The organism is Roseovarius pacificus (assembly GCF_900142665.1).
Classification (GTDB): Bacteria; Pseudomonadota; Alphaproteobacteria; order Rhodobacterales; family Rhodobacteraceae; genus Roseovarius; species Roseovarius pacificus.
In genome coordinates, this window is record NZ_FRBR01000004.1 from 25,743 (window position 1) to 41,415 (window position 15,673).

Genomic DNA, 15,673 nt, shown 5'->3' on the forward strand with positions numbered 1-15,673 from the left:
ATGCCTGCCTTGTCCCGCCGCCGCTTCCTGACCATTGCCGCCTGCGCCGGGGCGCTCGGCACGCGCGCCAGCGCCGCCGCCCCCGAGGTCACCCAATGGCACGCCACTGCGCTTGGCGCGCGCACCACGCTCAGCCTTGCGCATCCCGATGCCCGGATCATCGCCGCGCGTGTTTTCACCGAACTGGATCGGCTCGAAGGTATCTTCAGCCTCTATCGCGCCGACTCGGCACTCAGTCGCCTGAACCGCGACGGTGCGCTGTCCGCGCCCCCCTTTGAACTGCTGGAATGCCTCAGCCTGTGCAACCGCGTCCACAATGCCAGCGGCGGGCTGTTCGATCCCACCGTACAGCCGCTGTGGCAGGCCTATGCGCGCCACTACACTAACGATGCCCCGAACCCGGAGGATATCGAACAGGCGCGCAAACTGACCGGCTGGCAGGGCGTCACATTCGACAGCAGCGCCGTGCACTTTGCCACCCCCGGCATGGCGATCACCCTCAACGGTATCGCCCAGGGCTATATCGCGGATCGGATCGCCGACATGCTGGCCCGCGACGGGCTGCGCGATATCATGGTGGATACCGGCGAGTTGCGCGCCCTTGGCGGCCACCCGCAGGGCGGCGGCTGGCCCGTGCGCCTGCACACCGTGGAAGGGGCAGAAACCGGCACGGCCCACCTGCGCGACATGGCAATGGCGACCTCGTCGCCGATGGGCACGCGCTTTGATCCCGGCAATCCGGCGGGGCATATCCTGAACCCGCGCACCGGCACGCCCTCACAGGCCGAATGGTCCCTGATCAGCGTCACCGGGCCAGACGCCGCCCTTGCCGACGGGTTAAGTACCGCGATGTGCCTGATGGATCGCCCCGCCATCACCGCCACACTGGCGCAGTTCGACGGGATGCGTCTGGCCCACCTGTCCTGAGAACGGCGCGCGCTACACCGTATCTTTCGCGCCCTGCACACCGGTTTCGCTCAGGATGATGTCCAGCGGGATGTCATGCGGCTGCGGGCAGATCGTTGGCAACTCGGCAGAGTTGACGCCGATCCCGATCACGAACGGGCGCGGCTGCAATGCCGCCAGCGTCCGGTCGAAATACCCCCCGCCATAGCCCAGCCGATACCCCTCGCGCGTCCAGCCCATCACCGGGGCAAGCGCGATTTCGGGCGTGACAAGGGGCGCATCGGGCGGCGGAACGGGAATGTTCCAATCGCCCCGCACCATTCGCGTGTCCGGTGTCCAGCGGCGAAAGGTCAGCGGCGCGGCCTTGGTTTCCACCAGCGGCAGCGCGACGATCACGCCGGAGTGGTGCAACTCGGTCATCAGGGGCCGCAGGTCGGGCTCTCCCTTGATCGGCCAATAGGCGGAAAAGACGCGCCCGTGCGCCCCGCCGAACCTGTCATCCAGCAGATCGCGCAAATGCCCCGCCAGCGCCGCGCCAACGGCCTGCCGGTCGGCAACCGAAACCTCCTGCCGTTCCCCGCGCAGGCGAACCCGCTCCGCCCTGCGCCACCGGGTGACCTGCACCCAGTCCTTCGGATCGTCCGGCACCTCTCCGGCCCCGTCCGAGGGCGAAGAGAAACCGCTCTGGCAACGATGGCTTTCGAAATCTTCGCTCATGGGAACATCCGTTTCTCGTGTCGTCCTGCAAGGTCCACAGCGCCCGTTCCCGCCAATCCGCAAAGACGTGCGATTGCCGGTTGGCTGCGGCCCTCAGGCAGAACATGTGACCAAACGGCCCCCACGTCCACCCATCGGGCGGATTACACGACTTCGATCACGTCCTTGTCGATCGCCAGCATATAGCCCCGCCGCGCGATGTTCTTGACCAGCAACTCGCTGACCATCTGGTTCCCCAGCGTGTCGCGCAGCCGCTTGATCCGCGTGGCACCCGCCGCCTCTTCGCAATCGCTCGCGCTGCGCCCCGATATCACGGCCTCGATCTCGGCGCCCGACAGCACGTCGTCATCCATCCGCGCCTCGGCCAGCACGGCCAGCGTTTCCATCGCCGCATCGGTCAGCTTGAACCCGAGATTGTTGAGATATACCTTGTTCTCCTCGCGGCTGATCAGCAGCGAACTGACCTGAATGCCCGAGCGTTCGATCTGCGCCATCCGCCGGTTCAGCGCCACCAGCATCACCAGAAACACCAGCGCCGCCACCAGCAGCGCGGCGGCAAAGACCAGCAGCACGAAAATCACCATCCGGTAACTGGTCAGCGTCTCGGAAAACGCCGTGCCCGACAGCGCCAGGATCTCCAGCAGCTTGATTTCCGCATCGGCGATCAGCGCGTCGTTCTCCACGAAAATCCGTTCGACCCGCGCATTGAACGCACCCGCATCGGGCAGGCTGAGAAACAGGAAAACGGCGGCCAGAGCGAGGATCGCCACGATGGCGACGATCCCGAACACGACCACCCGGTTGCCCGAACGCAAGGCCTGTGTCGCGGTGCCTGTCGGTTCTTTCACGATCTGACCCTTCCTACTGGTTGCGCACTGACAGCACCTTGAGCAGGGTCAGCCCCTGCCGGGCCAGTTGCGCCTGCAACTGCGCGCGGGCATTGGCCTTTGTACAGGGGCCGCTGATCTGCGCCACATTGTAATAAAGCTCAAGCGGATTGTCGCGCTTGGCCTTGTATTCGGCCACGCACGCCGCCTGCGCCGTTGCGGTCAGGCCCGTGGCCATGAGGAAAACGATGCTGAGGGTCAGAATGTTCCGTGTCATGCGCCAAACATGCGCCCAAGCGCGCGGCTATTCAATAACCCGCTGCCCCGCATGACGTATTTCCGGCCTGTTATCGGATAACAGGGGGCTGATATTGCCTGTCTTCGCCGGGTGCCCCCATCCTTGTTGCATCGCTGCCGGTCGATCCGGGCCGACATGACGCATGACACGACATGCACCAGACACAAGGAAAGGAAACGCCATGTTTCATCGTCAATTCATCGCCGCCGTTCTGGCCGCTGCCGTCGCTGTGACCGGTATGACCGCCGCTCCGGCGCGGGCCGATAACGACGCCGCCAAGGTCATCGCCGGGGTGGCCGCCCTGGCCGTTCTCGGCGCCGCCATGTCCGACGCCAGGCACAGGGACCGCCCCAAGGTGATCTATCGCTCCCCACCGGCCTACGGGCACAACAAGCACTATACCAAACAACGGCATTACAAGGCGCGTGACCGCTACGATCGTCACGACAACCGCTGGAACCGCCACAACAACCGTGGCGGGGTGATCCCGCACGCCCGTGGCCGCGTGGCCTTGCCCCATGCCTGCATCGTGCGCAACACCGGCGGGCGGGCCGTATACAACGCACGCTGCCTCGAACGCCACGGCTACCGCTAAGACGGCAGGCAGGCGAGCAGGCGAAAGGGAAGGGCGCATTTGCCCTTCCCTTTTGCATTTCGGCGCGCCCCATGCCAAAGGACGGCATGAGCAACGGACCCGATTTTTCCCTCGAACTGGCCGCGCAGGCGCAGGGCCATACCCGCATCGCCGGGGTCGATGAGGTGGGCCGCGGCCCGCTGGCCGGCCCGGTGACGGCGGCGGCCGTGGTGCTGGACCCGGCCCGCATCCCCGAAGGGCTGAACGATTCAAAACGCCTGAGCGCCAAACGCCGCGAGGCGCTGTTTGACGTGATCATGGACATGGCCGAAGTCTCGATCGCCCATGCCAGCGTCGAAGAAATCGACGCGCTGAACATCCTGCGCGCCAGCCACCTGGCGATGGAGCGTGCCGTCGCCGGGCTCACCACGCCCCCCGACATGGCGCTGATCGACGGCAACCTGATCCCCCGGAACCTGAGCGTTCCGGCGCAGGCGGTGATCAGGGGCGATGCCCTGTCGGTGTCGATTTCCGCCGCCTCGATCATGGCGAAAATCACCCGTGACCGCATCATGTGGGATTTGGCGCAACAGTTCCCCGGCTATGGCTGGGAAAGCAACGCGGGCTACCCGTCGAAAAGTCACAAAGAGGCGCTTCAAAATCTGGGTGTGACCCCACACCATAGACGATCCTTCAAGCCGGTACACAATATCTTGTATCAAGGAAAATCTGTAAGTAACTGATTCAAAAAGAAATTGACGGCGAATCGGGTTTGACTCATCTTTGACCTCAACGAACCAGAGCGCAAAAGCGCCGGGCACCAGAGGCAGAGAATGAAAACGATGACCAAATCCAAGGGCGCAACTGCGCTCCCGCTTAACACGATTCTCGATGGCGATTGCGTCGATGCGATGAACAGCCTCCCCGAAGGCTCCATCGACCTGATTTTTGCCGATCCGCCCTATAACCTGCAACTCAAGGGCGACCTGCACCGCCCCGATAACAGCGCGGTGGATGCGGTGGACGACGCCTGGGATCAGTTCGCCAGTTTCGAAGCCTACGATAAATTCACCCGCGACTGGCTGCGCGCCGCGCGCCGCCTGCTGAAACCCAACGGTGCGATCTGGGTGATCGGCAGCTATCACAACATCTTCCGCGTCGGCGCCGCCCTGCAAAACGAAGGCTTCTGGATTCTGAACGATGTGGTCTGGCGCAAATCCAACCCGATGCCCAACTTCCGCGGCAAGCGCCTGACCAACGCCCATGAAACCATGATCTGGGCCAGCAAGCAGGAAGGCGCGAAATACACCTTCAACTACGAGGCGCTGAAATCCCTGAATGACGGGGTGCAGATGCGCAGCGACTGGGTGCTGCCGATCTGCACCGGGCACGAACGCCTGAAGGACGACAACGGCGACAAGGCCCACCCGACACAAAAACCCGAAAGCCTGCTGCACCGCGTTCTGGTCGGCAGTACCAATCCGGGCGACGTGGTGCTCGATCCGTTCTTCGGCACCGGCACCACCGGCGCCGTGGCCAGGATGCTGGGCCGCGATTACATCGGCATCGAACGCGAGGCCGCCTATCGCAAGGTGGCCGAGAAACGCCTGAAAGCCGTGCGCAAATACGACCGCGAGGCTCTTCAGGTATCGGCCAGCAAACGCGCCGAACCGCGCGTGCCCTTCGGCCAGCTTGTCGAACGTGGCATGCTGCGCCCGGGCGAGGAACTCTATTCGATGAACAAGCGCCACAAGGCCAAGGTCCGTGCAGACGGCACCCTGATCGGCGATGACATCAAGGGCTCGATCCACCAGGTCGGCGCACATCTCGAAGGCGCGCCCAGTTGCAACGGCTGGACCTACTGGTGCTTCCGGCGCGATGGCAAGACCGTGCCCATCGACGTGCTGCGCCAGCAGGTGCGCGCCGAAATGGCCGACCGCCCGAACTGAATTACCCCGACATCAGAACACCGCCGGTGCCTGTGGCCTGACTACATGGGCACTTACCTCGCGCCCCGCCCCTGTGGCGGGGCTTTTTTTTCGGGGCATGTTTCCGATCCGGATAAGGGGCGGTCAAAGCGTTTTGGTCATGGTGTAATTGTGCAGGACCGCGCCGTGGCGGCGGATCGTGTTGCGGGCGATCTGGCAAAATCCCCGCCGAAGAAAGAACCCTCTGGCGACCTCGCTGGCGTCGACATGCAATTCGGGCAGCGCGCGGGTGATGGCGGCCCGTTCCAGCGCGGCATAGAGCGCCGCGCCGATGCCTCGCCCGGCGGCGTCGGGCGCACAGTAGAAGCAATCGACATGGCCGGAGGGCTCCAGTTCGATGAACCCGAGCGGCTGGCCCTTGTCATCCGTGGCGACGAAAGTATCGCGCCCGTCGCGCGCCCGAGCAAGGAAGGTGTCGGCCGGCATCGGTTCCGGGCTCCAGGCCGCAAGCTGCGCAGGTGAATAGGCCCGCGCGGCCAGTGCGTGGATCGAGGCGTGCATCAGCCCCGGCAGATGCCGTGCGTCTTCGGGACGGAACGGGCGGATTTCCATGGCATTCAGCGCGGCAGCGGATTGAGCGCCTTGTTATAGGGTTTCCAGTCGGTGATCTCGGGGTAATACATGTCGCGCCAGCGTCTCACCCGCGGGTTCATCACGCGCCGCCAGACGGGCGGGATCATCGCCGCCATGGTCATGATCGGATACCCGTAGGGCAGTTGCGGGGCCTCGTCCTCGGTATAGTTTTGCAGCAGGGGAAAGCGCCGGTCGGGTTTGTAATGGTGATCGGAATGCCGTTGCAGGTTGATCAGCAGCCAGTTCGACGCCTTGTGCGCCGCATTCCAGCTATGGTGCGGTTTGACGTGTTCGTATTTCCCATCGCCCAGATGTTTGCGCGTCAGCGCGTAATGTTCGACATAATTGACCAGTTCCAGTTGCCAGACGGCGACAAAGGCCTGCCACAGGAACAGCAACAGCCCGATCCAGCCGCCCACGAGGATCGCCAGGATCACCATGAACCCCTGCAACGCCCAATACCGCCAGAACGGGTTTTTCGCGTCGCTCCACGGCTTGCCCCTGCGCGCCAGCATCGCCTGTTCGGCCTTGAAGGCCGAGATCAGCGAGTCCTTGAGGACACGGGGAAAGAACCTGTGAAATCCTTCGTTATAGCGCGCGGTGACCGGATCGCGCGGGGTGCCCACATACAGATGATGCACCCGCAGATGCTCCGAGCGGAAATGCGAATAGAGCACCATCGACAACAACGCATCGCCCAGGAACCGCTCGCCCCTGTCCTTCTGATGCATCAGTTCGTGGCTGTAATTGATCCCCACCGTGCCGGTGATCACCCCGACACCGAAGAACAGCACGATGGTCTCCAGCGCCGACAGATGCGCATCCCCCGGCCCGGTGACATACCAGATCATCCAGTAGAGCAGGGCGAACTGAACGGGCGTCCAGATCAGGGTGATCGCCTTGTACCAGCTCAGCTGGTCCTCGCCGGTGTCCAGATCGGCGTTTTCAAGGTTCAGGCCCAAAAGCGCGTCGAGGATGGAAAAGAAATACCATGTCACGATGGGCAGCAGGATCACCGTCCAGCCGCCATATACCGCGCCGATCACCGCGACGGGGACCAGCAGCAACGACATCCAGAACGGCACGGCGTTGCGAAACAGTGCAACCTGATGGGCGGGGATCATGGCTCGGCTCCCTTTGACTCATGACAGGGTGGGGCGCATTTCAGCGGGTATTCTCCAGCGCCGGGCGGGCAAGGTCAAACACCTTGCGCATCACCGTCGGCAGTTCCGAGGGGCGAAACGCCGCAGGCGGGCGGAAATCGCCGCGCTCCGCCACCGCGCCCTCGGGCAGATGCGCCACCCGGATCGCCAGCCGCAGGTGGAAATGCGTGAACGTGTGGCGCGCCTCTTCGCCAAGGTCGCGCCACGCGGCCTCCACCGGCGGGGCGGGGGCGGGGGCGTCGGACCAGTCGCTGCCGGGCCAGCCCAGCATCCCGCCCAGCAACCCCTTGCCGGGCCGCCGCTCCAGCAGCCACGCCCCATCCGCGCGCCGCGCCACATAGGCGATGCCCAGCCGCGTCGGCTTGGGCTTTTTCGGGGTCTTGCGGGGCAGGTCGGCCTGCGTGCCCGCCTTGCGCGCGGCGCATCGCGCCATCCACGGGCAAATCCCGCAGGCCGGGGATTTCGGGGTGCACACCGTCGCGCCCAGATCCATCACCGCCTGCGCGTAATCGCCGGGCCGCTCGACCGGGGTCAGCCCCGCCGCCGCCTCGACCAGCGCGGGCTTGGCGGCGGGCAGCGGGGTGTGGATGTCATGCAGCCGCGCCATCACCCGTTCCACATTGCCGTCCACCACCACCTCGGGCGCGTCAAAGGCGATGGCGGCAATCGCCGCGCCGGTATAGGGGCCGATGCCGGGCAGGTTCACCAGAGCCTCGCGCGTGCCGGGAAACCGCCCGCCCAGATCGCCCGCCACCACACGCGCGCATTTCAGCAGGTTGCGCGCCCGCGCGTAATAACCCAGCCCGGCCCATTCCCCCATCACCTGATCGTCCGGCGCGGCGGCCAGGGCCCCCACATCCGGCCACAGCGTTGTGAACCTCTCGTAATAGGCCTTCACCGCCGCGACGGTGGTTTGCTGCAACATCACCTCGGACAGCCACACGCGATAGGGATCGGGCCGCACGCCCGCCGCCCGCGCCGCCGGGGCCACGCGCCACGGCAGGTCGCGCGCATGGTCATCGTACCACGCCAGCAAGTCGCCCGCCGCGTCACGCATTGTTTATCCCCTTTTTGCCGTTTCACACTGGCATGGCCTGTCACATGCCCTAAGATAGCGCCCAAGTCGAGGATGCCACCCATGCCCAAACGCGACAGCACGACACGCGGTTTCAAGCGGACGGCCCAACTGGTGCAGGGCCGCATCCGCCACGCCTCGGAATCGCGCGGCTTTGCGCAGACCCGTCTGCTCACCCACTGGCCGGAAATCGTGGGGGCCGATATCGCCGCCATCGCGCGGCCCGTGAATGTCTCCTACGGGCGGCAGGGCCTTGGCGCCACGCTGACCGTGCTGACCACCGGCGCGCAGGCCCCGATGCTGGAAATGCAAAAGGAACAGCTGCGCGAAAAGGTGAATGCCGTTTACGGCTATAACGCCATTTCGCGCATTCGCGTCACGCAAACCGCGCCCACCGGTTTTGCCGAAGGGCAGGTCAGTTTCAACCACCGCCCGGTCCGGCCCGAAGCCGCCGCGCCCGACCCCCAGACTCAGGCCCGCGCCGCGGACCTGACCGCGCCCATCGGCGACACGGCGCTCAGAACGGCGCTTGAAGCCCTTGGGCAGAACGTTTTATCCAAGACCAAACGCTAGATCCCGAAAGGTGACCTGAATGACCCGAATGACCGCCATCGCGGCCCTCTGCCTTACCCTCGTTGCCGGTGCGGCCTATTGGCTGGCCTCGACCCCCGCCAACCCGACCGACCTGCCCTTCGCGGCCAGCGCGCAGGAAGCTGCGGATATCGACACCTCGTCGGTCACCGAGATGACACTGGGCGACGCCGATGCGCCTGTCACGGTGATCGAATACGCCTCGTTCACCTGCCCGCATTGCGCCACCTTCCATGCCGACCAGTTCAGGAAGCTCAAGTCGGACTATATCGACACCGGCAAGGTGCATTTCATCTATCGCGACGTGTATTTCGATCGTCTGGGCCTCTGGGCTTCGATGGTGGCCCGTTGCGGCGGCGAACAACGCTTTTTCGGCCTGTCCTCGCTGATTTTCGACAAGCAGAAGGAATGGATCGGCTCGGGCGACCCGGTGCAGGCGGCCAATGGCCTGCGCAAGCTGGGCAAGGTCGCGGGCCTTGGCGAAGACCAGATCGAGGCCTGCCTGTCGGATCAGGACAAGGCCAAGACGCTGGTCGCGTGGTATCAGCAGAACGCCGAGGAGCACGACATCGATTCGACCCCCTCGCTGGTCATTGACGGCAAGAAATATTCCAACATGCCGTATGATGAACTCAAGGACGTCATCGAAAAACAACTGGCCAACTGATGAGCGCACCGCTATCCGGCCTCAAGGTCGTTGAACTGGCCCGTATCCTGGCCGGCCCCTGGGCCGGTCAGACGCTTGCCGATCTGGGCGCCGAGGTGATCAAGGTCGAAAGCCCCGCAGGCGACGACACCCGCCAATGGGGCCCGCCCTTTATTGAACGTGACGGTGATCGCTCGGCCGCCTATTTCCATTCCTGCAATCGCGGCAAGTCTTCGGTCACCGTGGATTTTCGCACGCCCGAGGGGCAGGCGCAGGTGCGCGACATGATCCGCGACGCCGATATCGTGATCGAGAATTTCAAGGTCGGCGGGCTGGCCAGGTACGGGCTGGATTACGACAGCCTGCGCGCCCTCAATCCCGGCCTGATCTATTGCTCGATCACCGGGTTCGGGCAGGACGGCCCCTATGCCCACCGCGCCGGGTACGATTACATCATTCAGGGCATGTCGGGTCTGATGTCGATCACCGGCCACCCCGACGGGCAACCGACCAAGGTGGGCGTTGCCGTGACCGACGTATTCACCGGCGTCTACGCCACCACGGCCATTCTGGCCGCGCTGCACCGCCGCCATGCCACCGGGCAGGGGCAGCATATCGACATGGCGCTTCTGGATGTCGCCGTGTCCGTCACCGCCAATCAGGCGATGAACTATCTGTCCACCGGAACGCCGCCGGGGCGGCTTGGCAATTTTCATCCCAACTTGTCCCCTTATCAGGTGTTCGACTGTTCCGACGGCTACATCATCATCGCCGTGGGCAATGACGGGCAATTCCGCCGGTTCTGCGGTCTTCTGGGCTGTCCCGAACTGGCCGACGATCCGGGCTATGCGACGAATCCCGCCCGTGTATCCAACCGCGAAAAGCTTGACGAAGTGTTGACGGCGCGCACGAAAACCTTTTCCAAGGCCGGTCTTCTCGCCGCCTGCGAAGAACAGGGCGTGCCTGCCGGGCCGATCAACGATCTGGCCGAGGTGTTCGACGACCCGCAGGTTCGGGCGCGCGGGATGCGTGTCGATCCCGAGGGCGTGCCGGGTGTGCGCTCGCCCTTCCGGTTTTCGGAGTCCGACCTTTCGCTGGACCGTCCCTCGCCCCGGCTGGGGCAGGACGACTAGCGCCCCGAACCGCGAAATTGCGCCCATGATGGACGCAGTTTCGCGCAGAGGCCCCGTATTTCGTACAAAACCCGCGTACACTTCGTACAAAACGTACGAAACTCACCCCGGCGTCAGGCCCACGCGCGCCAGCGCCTCGTTCAGCGGGGTCCAGTCGTCGATTTCCAGCCGCACGGGCAGGGTCAGAACCTTCTGCCGGAACTCGCCCGGCAGGCGCACCGCGTCCTTTTCCGTGGTGACCAGTTGCGCGTTCAGCAGTTTCGCCTCGTTCTCCAGCCGTGCCATCAGGGATTGCGTCAGCGGCTGGTGATCCTCCAGCGCTTCGGCACGCACCAGATCGGCGCCAAGCCCTTGTAATGTCGCAAAGAATTTCGCCGGATGCCCGATCCCCGCAAAGGCCAGGAACCGCGTATCGGCCCAGTCCATCCCGGTCCGAAGCGGCGCCAGATGCCCTGTCATATGCGGCAGGTTCAGGCAATGCCCCCATGTTTTCGCAAAGCTCTTCTGCGCCGCCCCGGGCCCGATCGACAGCACCATGTCCGCCCGCTCCAACCCCGCCTCCACAGGTTCGCGCAATGGCCCGGCCGGAATGCACCGCCCATTGCCGAACCCTTGCACGGCATCCACGACAATCAGTGAAATATCCTTTTTGATCAATGGGTTCTGGTGTCCGTCATCCATCAGGATCACATCCGCGCCAGCTTCTTCCGCCGCTTCCGCCGCCTTCGCCCGGTCCTTCGCCACCCATATCCGGGTGAAGGCCGCGATCAGCAATGGTTCGTCGCCAACCTCTTGCGATGTATGGGTTTTTTCGCTGACCTCGACCGGCCCGTCCAGCGATCCCCCATGCCCGCGCGACACCACATGCACGGTTTTGCCCATGTTCTGCAAATGCTGCACCAACGCGATGACCGTCGGCGTCTTGCCCGTCCCGCCCGCATTGATGTTGCCCACGCAAATCACTGGAATTTCAGATACATAGCTTGGTTTTTCGGCCACCCTTCGGGCGGTTCCGGCGGCATAAAGCGCCCCCGCCGGAGACAAGATCCGCGCCCAAAACGCGGGCTTGTCGGGCGATGTGAACCAAAACCCCGGTGCGCGCATCACTTGGCTCCCATCACGTCCAGCGTGTCCTGGACCAGATCCAGAATTTTGTCAGTGACTCCAGCACTTTGCGAGGCCACGTCCCAGGCCGCATGGGCCATCGCGGCGGATTGGTCGGGCGGGATCAGCCGCTGCACCGCCGCCGCCAGAGTGTCCGCATCCCGCACGATCCGCGCCGCCCCCGCCTCGGCAAACCGGGAATACCCCGACAGATACCGCCGCACGTTCGGCCCGTAAAGGATCGCCGACCCATGCGCCGCGGGTTCGTTCGGATCGCGCCCCCATTGCCCGGCCTCCAGTGAACTGCCCATGAAGGTGATCGGCGCAACCCGATACCACAGCCCCATTTCTCCGTATGTATCGGCCAGAATGACCTGTGTGGTTTCCTCGGGCATCGTACCTGTCGACCATACGACACTGCGCCAGCCATCCTGATCGAGCTTCTGTTTGAACGTCTGCCCGGTTGCAGGATCATCGGGTACGAGAACCAGCAATGACCGGTGCGCAAGGCGGCTGGTTATGCGATGTGCTTGTAGAACAACGTCTGTTTCCTGCGGCTGAATCATCGCGGCCAGCCACACCAGGCGCCCGCGCAGCAAACGGCTCAACTCGTCACGGTCACTTTCGTTATAGGGCAGTGTCAGCGCGCCCTCCTGGAATGGGCCGGTGACGGAAATTTCCGTGTCGCGCACGCCGATCCGTCTGAGAAATCGCGCCGTGTTGGCATTCCGGGCGAGGATCAGTGCAAAGCGATCCAGAATGGCGCGGGGCAGATCGGGGAACCACCTCCAGCTTGGCTTGTCCATCAGGCGCTCTTCGGCGTCGACCAGATACATCGGCACGTTCTGCTGCTCGGCGCAGGTGATGAAGGCGGGTTGCAGATCGCCCCCGGTCCAAAGGCAAATATCCGGAGACCAGTGATCGAGGAAAGCCTCGGCGTTCTGCACGGTGTCTTCGGGCAGTTTGGCCCGGATGATGCTGGTCCCTTTACGCATCTCAAGCACATCGGCATGACGCGAGGTCAGAAGCATATGCAGGCCGGGGCGTTGCGCAGCCAGCCGTTCGGCCATCTGGCACAGGGCATCGGCATGACCCGGCTCCACGGCATGAGCCCAGATAAGTTCACCCTCGGGGCGTGCCTGAACAGGACCCAAGGCGTCCTGGGGCGCGCGGCGCGTCATGGCCAGATAGGCCGCAAGACTGAGCGATCGACGCATCGGGGCTCTCATATCTGTGCGCTGACCGGAATAGGGCTTGGAGCAGGATGCATGCGCTGTGTCATCGAACTTCCTTACGCGCGAATGAGGGCGCTGCGCAGCGTAGTTGATCGTCGGGCGGGGTCAAGCGCATGCCCGTGATCCGTCACGGCCTTGACGGGCCTTGGGAAACAGGCCACCAGACCTGAGCGGAACAACCGGACATCGCCATGACCAAGCCCTTTCTGATCCTTCAACTGCGCCCCGAAACCGAGGCTGCCGACGATGAGTATGCCGCAATCCTGCACAAGGCTGGACTGAGCGAAGATGAGACATGGCGGATTCGCCTGGATCAGGTGGCGCTGCCCGAGGCACTCTCACTGGATGATCTGGCGGGTGTGATCGTGGGGGGTGGGCCGGGCTGTGTCAGCGATGATCCCGAAGATAAATCCGAGATCGAAGCCAGGATCGAAACGCAGGTTCTGTCCTTGATGCCGGCCATCACAGGGCGTGATTTTCCGTTTCTTGGGTGCTGCTATGGCATTGGTATCCTTGGAAAACACCTGAATGGCGATGTCAGCAAGGCTTGCTATGGCGAACCGGTGGGAACCTCGGATTGTGCACTCACTGACGCGGGCCGGGCCGACCCGCTTCTGGAGGGGGTGCCGGAGGCGTTTCAGGCCTTTGTCGGCCACAAGGAGGCGTTGCAAACCCTGCCCGAGGGGTGCGCGCATCTTGTCAGTTCTCCGACCTGCCCGTTCCAGATGGTGCGCCATGGGCAGAACGTTTATGCCACCCAGTTCCACCCCGAGGCCGATGCCGCAGGGTTTGAAACCCGGATCAATATATATAAGCATCGCGGCTATTTCCCGCCGGACACCGCCAGTGACCTGATCGAGATGTGCCGCGCCGCCGACGTATATGCACCGGAACGCGTCTTGCGCAACTTCGTGACGCGTTACCGCGCGGGGGCGTGATAGCGGTTGGCGTCATAAGGCGCCAGGTTGATGTTCGGGGCCTGCCCGTCGATCAGTGCCGTCACGATGCGCCCTGTTTTCGGCCCGGCGGTCAGGCCGATATGCTGATGCCCGAAGGCCGCGAATACCCCGGTTTTGCCCAGTTCCCCAACCAGTGGCAGGCTGTCGGGGGTGGAGGGCCGAAAGCCCACCCATTCCTCGACACTGTCATAGGTCAGGTTCGGAAACGCTTGTTTTGTATGGGATTTTATGTGGTTGAGAGGCCTGCGCGACAGCCCCTTGTCTATCCCTCCAAGTTCGACCGTCCCGGCACAGCGCAGCCCGGTGGCCATGGGGTTCACGGCGAACTTGCCCTTGGACATCATCAAGGGATTGCGCGGCATCTGCGACGGTCCCTTGAAATGCAGATGGTGGCCGCGCTCAGCTTCGAGTTGCACCTTGATCCCCAGTTTGCGCATCAGGGTCTTTGACCATATCCCGGCCGCCAGAACGGCATGATCGCAAGGGAATGACCCCTGATCGGTTTGAACGGCGGTGACGTGCCCGTCCGTCAGGGTGAGGTCATGCACTTCGGCGCGGCGATAGGTGCCGCCTTCGCCCTGCAAAACCTTTGCAAGATCAAGCATATAGGCCCCCGGATCGGTGATGTGACCATGGCCTTTGAGCAGCGCGAGGCATTGGGTGGCGGGGCCGAGGATCGGTTCGGCCTCTTGCACGGCGGGGCCTTCCAGAACCTCTGGAACCATGCCTGACTCGGCCTTGATCGCCCAGGTATAGGCGTCGGCCTCGAACGCGGCCCGGCTTTCGTAGGCATAGCCCAAGTCACTGGTGGCAATCCATTTTTCGGCCAGTGTGCCGCGGGTCAGGGCCTTGTGTTGGTCGACGCTGTCGGTGATCAGCGGGATCAGGGCCTGAACGGCGCGGCGGCAGTCGCGTTCATTGGCGTTGGCCACGAACCGGGCCAGCCATGGGGTCAGCCGGGGCAGATAAGACCATTGCAGGAACAAGGGGGACTTGGGATTCAGTATGTATTTCAATGCGGTAGGCAGCAGGTCGGGTGTGTTCACCGGCACCATCGCCCATTGCGCCAACAGTCCCGCATTGCCAAACGAGGCCCCCGCGCCCGGCCCATCGCGATCCAGCAGCGTTACGTCATGTCCTGCCCGGCGCAGCCAGATGGCGGTGCTGAGGCCGCAGATGCCTGCGCCAATGACGATGGTCTTTTTCGGGGTGCTCATGGCTGGGGTCCGGTCGGCTGTTTCGCGATGCAGCTAAGCGGAGGTTTGGGGCGGGGGCAAGGGGTGGATTGGCGGCGGGCGGCGAATCGGGTGTAAGCCGTTTGGTTAACTGGGAAAATCCGGTTCGGTATCGCGTCGGTATCGCGTCGGTATCCGCACCGTGCCTCAGCATGGTTAACACCGCGCGCGCCGTTGCGATGTTCCAAAGAAAAACCCCGCCGGAGGGCGGGGTTTGTTCATTTCGGTCAGGGGAACGAAGTCAGCCCTGACGCGCCTTGAAGCGACGCTGCGTCTTGTTGATGACGTAAACGCGGCCTTTGCGGCGCACGACACGGCAATCGCGGTGCCGGTTCTTCAGCGAGCGGAGCGAGTTGCGAACCTTCATGGTCGTCTCCTGTCTGTCGCGGCGCGGGCCAGCGCCTTGGGTTGCGGGTGCTTTGCGGCGGGGCGCGAAGCGATGAATTCATGGTGGGCGATACAAGGTTCGAACTTGTGACCCCTTCGATGTCAACGAAGTGCTCTACCGCTGAGCTAATCGCCCATGAATGCCAACACGACCCTTGCCCCAAAAAACAGGGGCGCGGAAAGCCGCGCCGGTGAGAGGGGTCTATAAAAGGAGTCGGACAGGGGATCAAGGGCTTTTAGAACGACAATTTCGGTCTATGAT

At 63.7% G+C, this 15,673-nt stretch carries 18 protein-coding genes and 1 tRNA gene; 8 read left to right on the top strand and 11 right to left on the bottom strand.

The window, feature by feature from the left end; genetic code table 11:
- Complete coding sequence (locus BUB53_RS09000; RefSeq protein WP_229709523.1) at positions 1-927, top strand: FAD:protein FMN transferase; 927 nt, start codon at positions 1-3, stop codon at positions 925-927.
- Positions 928-939: 12 nt separating this feature from the next.
- Here the strand turns inward: BUB53_RS09000 and BUB53_RS09005 are convergent, their stop codons facing one another.
- The 3 genes from BUB53_RS09005 to BUB53_RS09015 all read right to left on the bottom strand — a co-directional run bounded on the left by BUB53_RS09005 (position 940) and on the right by BUB53_RS09015 (position 2,727).
- Positions 940-1,623 carry a 5-formyltetrahydrofolate cyclo-ligase gene (locus BUB53_RS09005; RefSeq protein ID WP_073034391.1) on the bottom strand — a complete coding sequence of 228 codons (684 nt, stop codon included), beginning with the start codon at positions 1,621-1,623 and terminating at the stop codon, positions 940-942.
- A 143-nt stretch (positions 1,624-1,766) separates the two neighbouring features.
- The gene (locus BUB53_RS09010; protein WP_073034392.1) at positions 1,767-2,471 is read right to left on the bottom strand and encodes a winged helix-turn-helix domain-containing protein; all 705 of its coding nucleotides are present in this window, start codon (positions 2,469-2,471) and stop codon (positions 1,767-1,769) included.
- Between the two features lie 13 nt (positions 2,472-2,484).
- Complete coding sequence (locus tag BUB53_RS09015) at positions 2,485-2,727, bottom strand: hypothetical protein (RefSeq protein WP_073034393.1); 243 nt, start codon at positions 2,725-2,727, stop codon at positions 2,485-2,487.
- A gap of 202 nt (positions 2,728-2,929) precedes the next feature.
- On the opposite strand from BUB53_RS09015, the gene BUB53_RS09020 reads away from it, so the two are divergent.
- The 3 genes from BUB53_RS09020 to BUB53_RS09030 all read left to right on the top strand — a co-directional run bounded on the left by BUB53_RS09020 (position 2,930) and on the right by BUB53_RS09030 (position 5,271).
- On the top strand, positions 2,930-3,343 hold the full coding sequence (locus BUB53_RS09020; RefSeq protein WP_073034394.1) for a hypothetical protein: 414 nt from the start codon (positions 2,930-2,932) through the stop codon (positions 3,341-3,343).
- A gap of 86 nt (positions 3,344-3,429) precedes the next feature.
- Positions 3,430-4,065 (top strand): ribonuclease HII, encoded by a 636-nt coding sequence (locus BUB53_RS09025; protein ID WP_073034395.1) that lies wholly within the window; start codon positions 3,430-3,432, stop codon positions 4,063-4,065.
- Between the two features lie 90 nt (positions 4,066-4,155).
- Positions 4,156-5,271 carry a site-specific DNA-methyltransferase gene (locus BUB53_RS09030; RefSeq protein WP_073034396.1) on the top strand — a complete coding sequence of 372 codons (1,116 nt, stop codon included), beginning with the start codon at positions 4,156-4,158 and terminating at the stop codon, positions 5,269-5,271.
- 123 nt (positions 5,272-5,394) lie between these two features.
- Here the strand turns inward: BUB53_RS09030 and BUB53_RS09035 are convergent, their stop codons facing one another.
- Genes BUB53_RS09035 through BUB53_RS09045 form a run of 3 tightly spaced genes read right to left on the bottom strand, consistent with a single transcriptional unit; the run spans position 5,395 to position 8,103 of the window.
- On the bottom strand, positions 5,395-5,862 hold the full coding sequence (locus BUB53_RS09035; RefSeq protein WP_073034397.1) for a GNAT family N-acetyltransferase: 468 nt from the start codon (positions 5,860-5,862) through the stop codon (positions 5,395-5,397).
- Positions 5,863-5,867: 5 nt separating this feature from the next.
- Positions 5,868-7,007, bottom strand: coding sequence for an alkane 1-monooxygenase (locus tag BUB53_RS09040; RefSeq protein WP_073034398.1), 1,140 nt, complete (start codon positions 7,005-7,007; stop codon positions 5,868-5,870).
- Between the two features lie 40 nt (positions 7,008-7,047).
- Positions 7,048-8,103 (bottom strand): A/G-specific adenine glycosylase, encoded by a 1,056-nt coding sequence (locus BUB53_RS09045; protein WP_073034399.1) that lies wholly within the window; start codon positions 8,101-8,103, stop codon positions 7,048-7,050.
- An 81-nt stretch (positions 8,104-8,184) separates the two neighbouring features.
- On the opposite strand from BUB53_RS09045, the gene BUB53_RS09050 reads away from it, so the two are divergent.
- From BUB53_RS09050 to BUB53_RS09060, 3 genes are read left to right on the top strand one after another with little or no spacing between them, the layout of a single operon-like run.
- A complete protein-coding gene (locus tag BUB53_RS09050; RefSeq protein WP_073034400.1) occupies positions 8,185-8,694 on the top strand; it encodes a DUF721 domain-containing protein in 510 nt (169 codons plus the stop codon).
- A gap of 19 nt (positions 8,695-8,713) precedes the next feature.
- Positions 8,714-9,379 carry a DsbA family protein gene (locus BUB53_RS09055; protein WP_073034401.1) on the top strand — a complete coding sequence of 222 codons (666 nt, stop codon included), beginning with the start codon at positions 8,714-8,716 and terminating at the stop codon, positions 9,377-9,379.
- On the top strand, positions 9,379-10,491 hold the full coding sequence (locus tag BUB53_RS09060) for a CaiB/BaiF CoA transferase family protein (protein WP_073034402.1): 1,113 nt from the start codon (positions 9,379-9,381) through the stop codon (positions 10,489-10,491). Before BUB53_RS09055 ends, BUB53_RS09060 begins: the two co-directional genes overlap by 1 nt.
- Before the next feature lie 102 nt (positions 10,492-10,593).
- On the opposite strand, the gene lpxK is transcribed toward BUB53_RS09060, so the two are convergent.
- Together lpxK and BUB53_RS09070 are read right to left on the bottom strand one after the other, a co-directional pair.
- Positions 10,594-11,595 carry a tetraacyldisaccharide 4'-kinase gene (gene lpxK, locus BUB53_RS09065; protein ID WP_073034403.1) on the bottom strand — a complete coding sequence of 334 codons (1,002 nt, stop codon included), beginning with the start codon at positions 11,593-11,595 and terminating at the stop codon, positions 10,594-10,596.
- On the bottom strand, positions 11,595-12,812 hold the full coding sequence (locus BUB53_RS09070; protein ID WP_073034404.1) for a 3-deoxy-D-manno-octulosonic acid transferase: 1,218 nt from the start codon (positions 12,810-12,812) through the stop codon (positions 11,595-11,597). Before BUB53_RS09070 ends, lpxK begins: the two co-directional genes overlap by 1 nt.
- A 209-nt stretch (positions 12,813-13,021) precedes the next feature.
- Between BUB53_RS09070 and BUB53_RS09075 the strand changes: the two genes are divergently transcribed.
- The gene (locus tag BUB53_RS09075) at positions 13,022-13,768 is read left to right on the top strand and encodes a glutamine amidotransferase (protein WP_073034405.1); all 747 of its coding nucleotides are present in this window, start codon (positions 13,022-13,024) and stop codon (positions 13,766-13,768) included.
- On the opposite strand, the gene BUB53_RS09080 is transcribed toward BUB53_RS09075, so the two are convergent.
- The 3 genes from BUB53_RS09080 to BUB53_RS09090 all read right to left on the bottom strand — a co-directional run bounded on the left by BUB53_RS09080 (position 13,750) and on the right by BUB53_RS09090 (position 15,547).
- Positions 13,750-15,006 (bottom strand): NAD(P)/FAD-dependent oxidoreductase, encoded by a 1,257-nt coding sequence (locus BUB53_RS09080; RefSeq protein WP_073034406.1) that lies wholly within the window; start codon positions 15,004-15,006, stop codon positions 13,750-13,752. The two genes, BUB53_RS09075 and BUB53_RS09080, sit on opposite strands and share 19 nt — an antisense overlap.
- Positions 15,007-15,265: 259 nt before the next feature.
- The gene (ykgO, locus tag BUB53_RS09085) at positions 15,266-15,391 is read right to left on the bottom strand and encodes a type B 50S ribosomal protein L36 (RefSeq protein WP_005850168.1); all 126 of its coding nucleotides are present in this window, start codon (positions 15,389-15,391) and stop codon (positions 15,266-15,268) included.
- Between the two features lie 81 nt (positions 15,392-15,472).
- A tRNA-Val gene (locus tag BUB53_RS09090) sits at positions 15,473-15,547 on the bottom strand.
- Between the last annotated feature and the right edge of the window lie 126 nt (positions 15,548-15,673).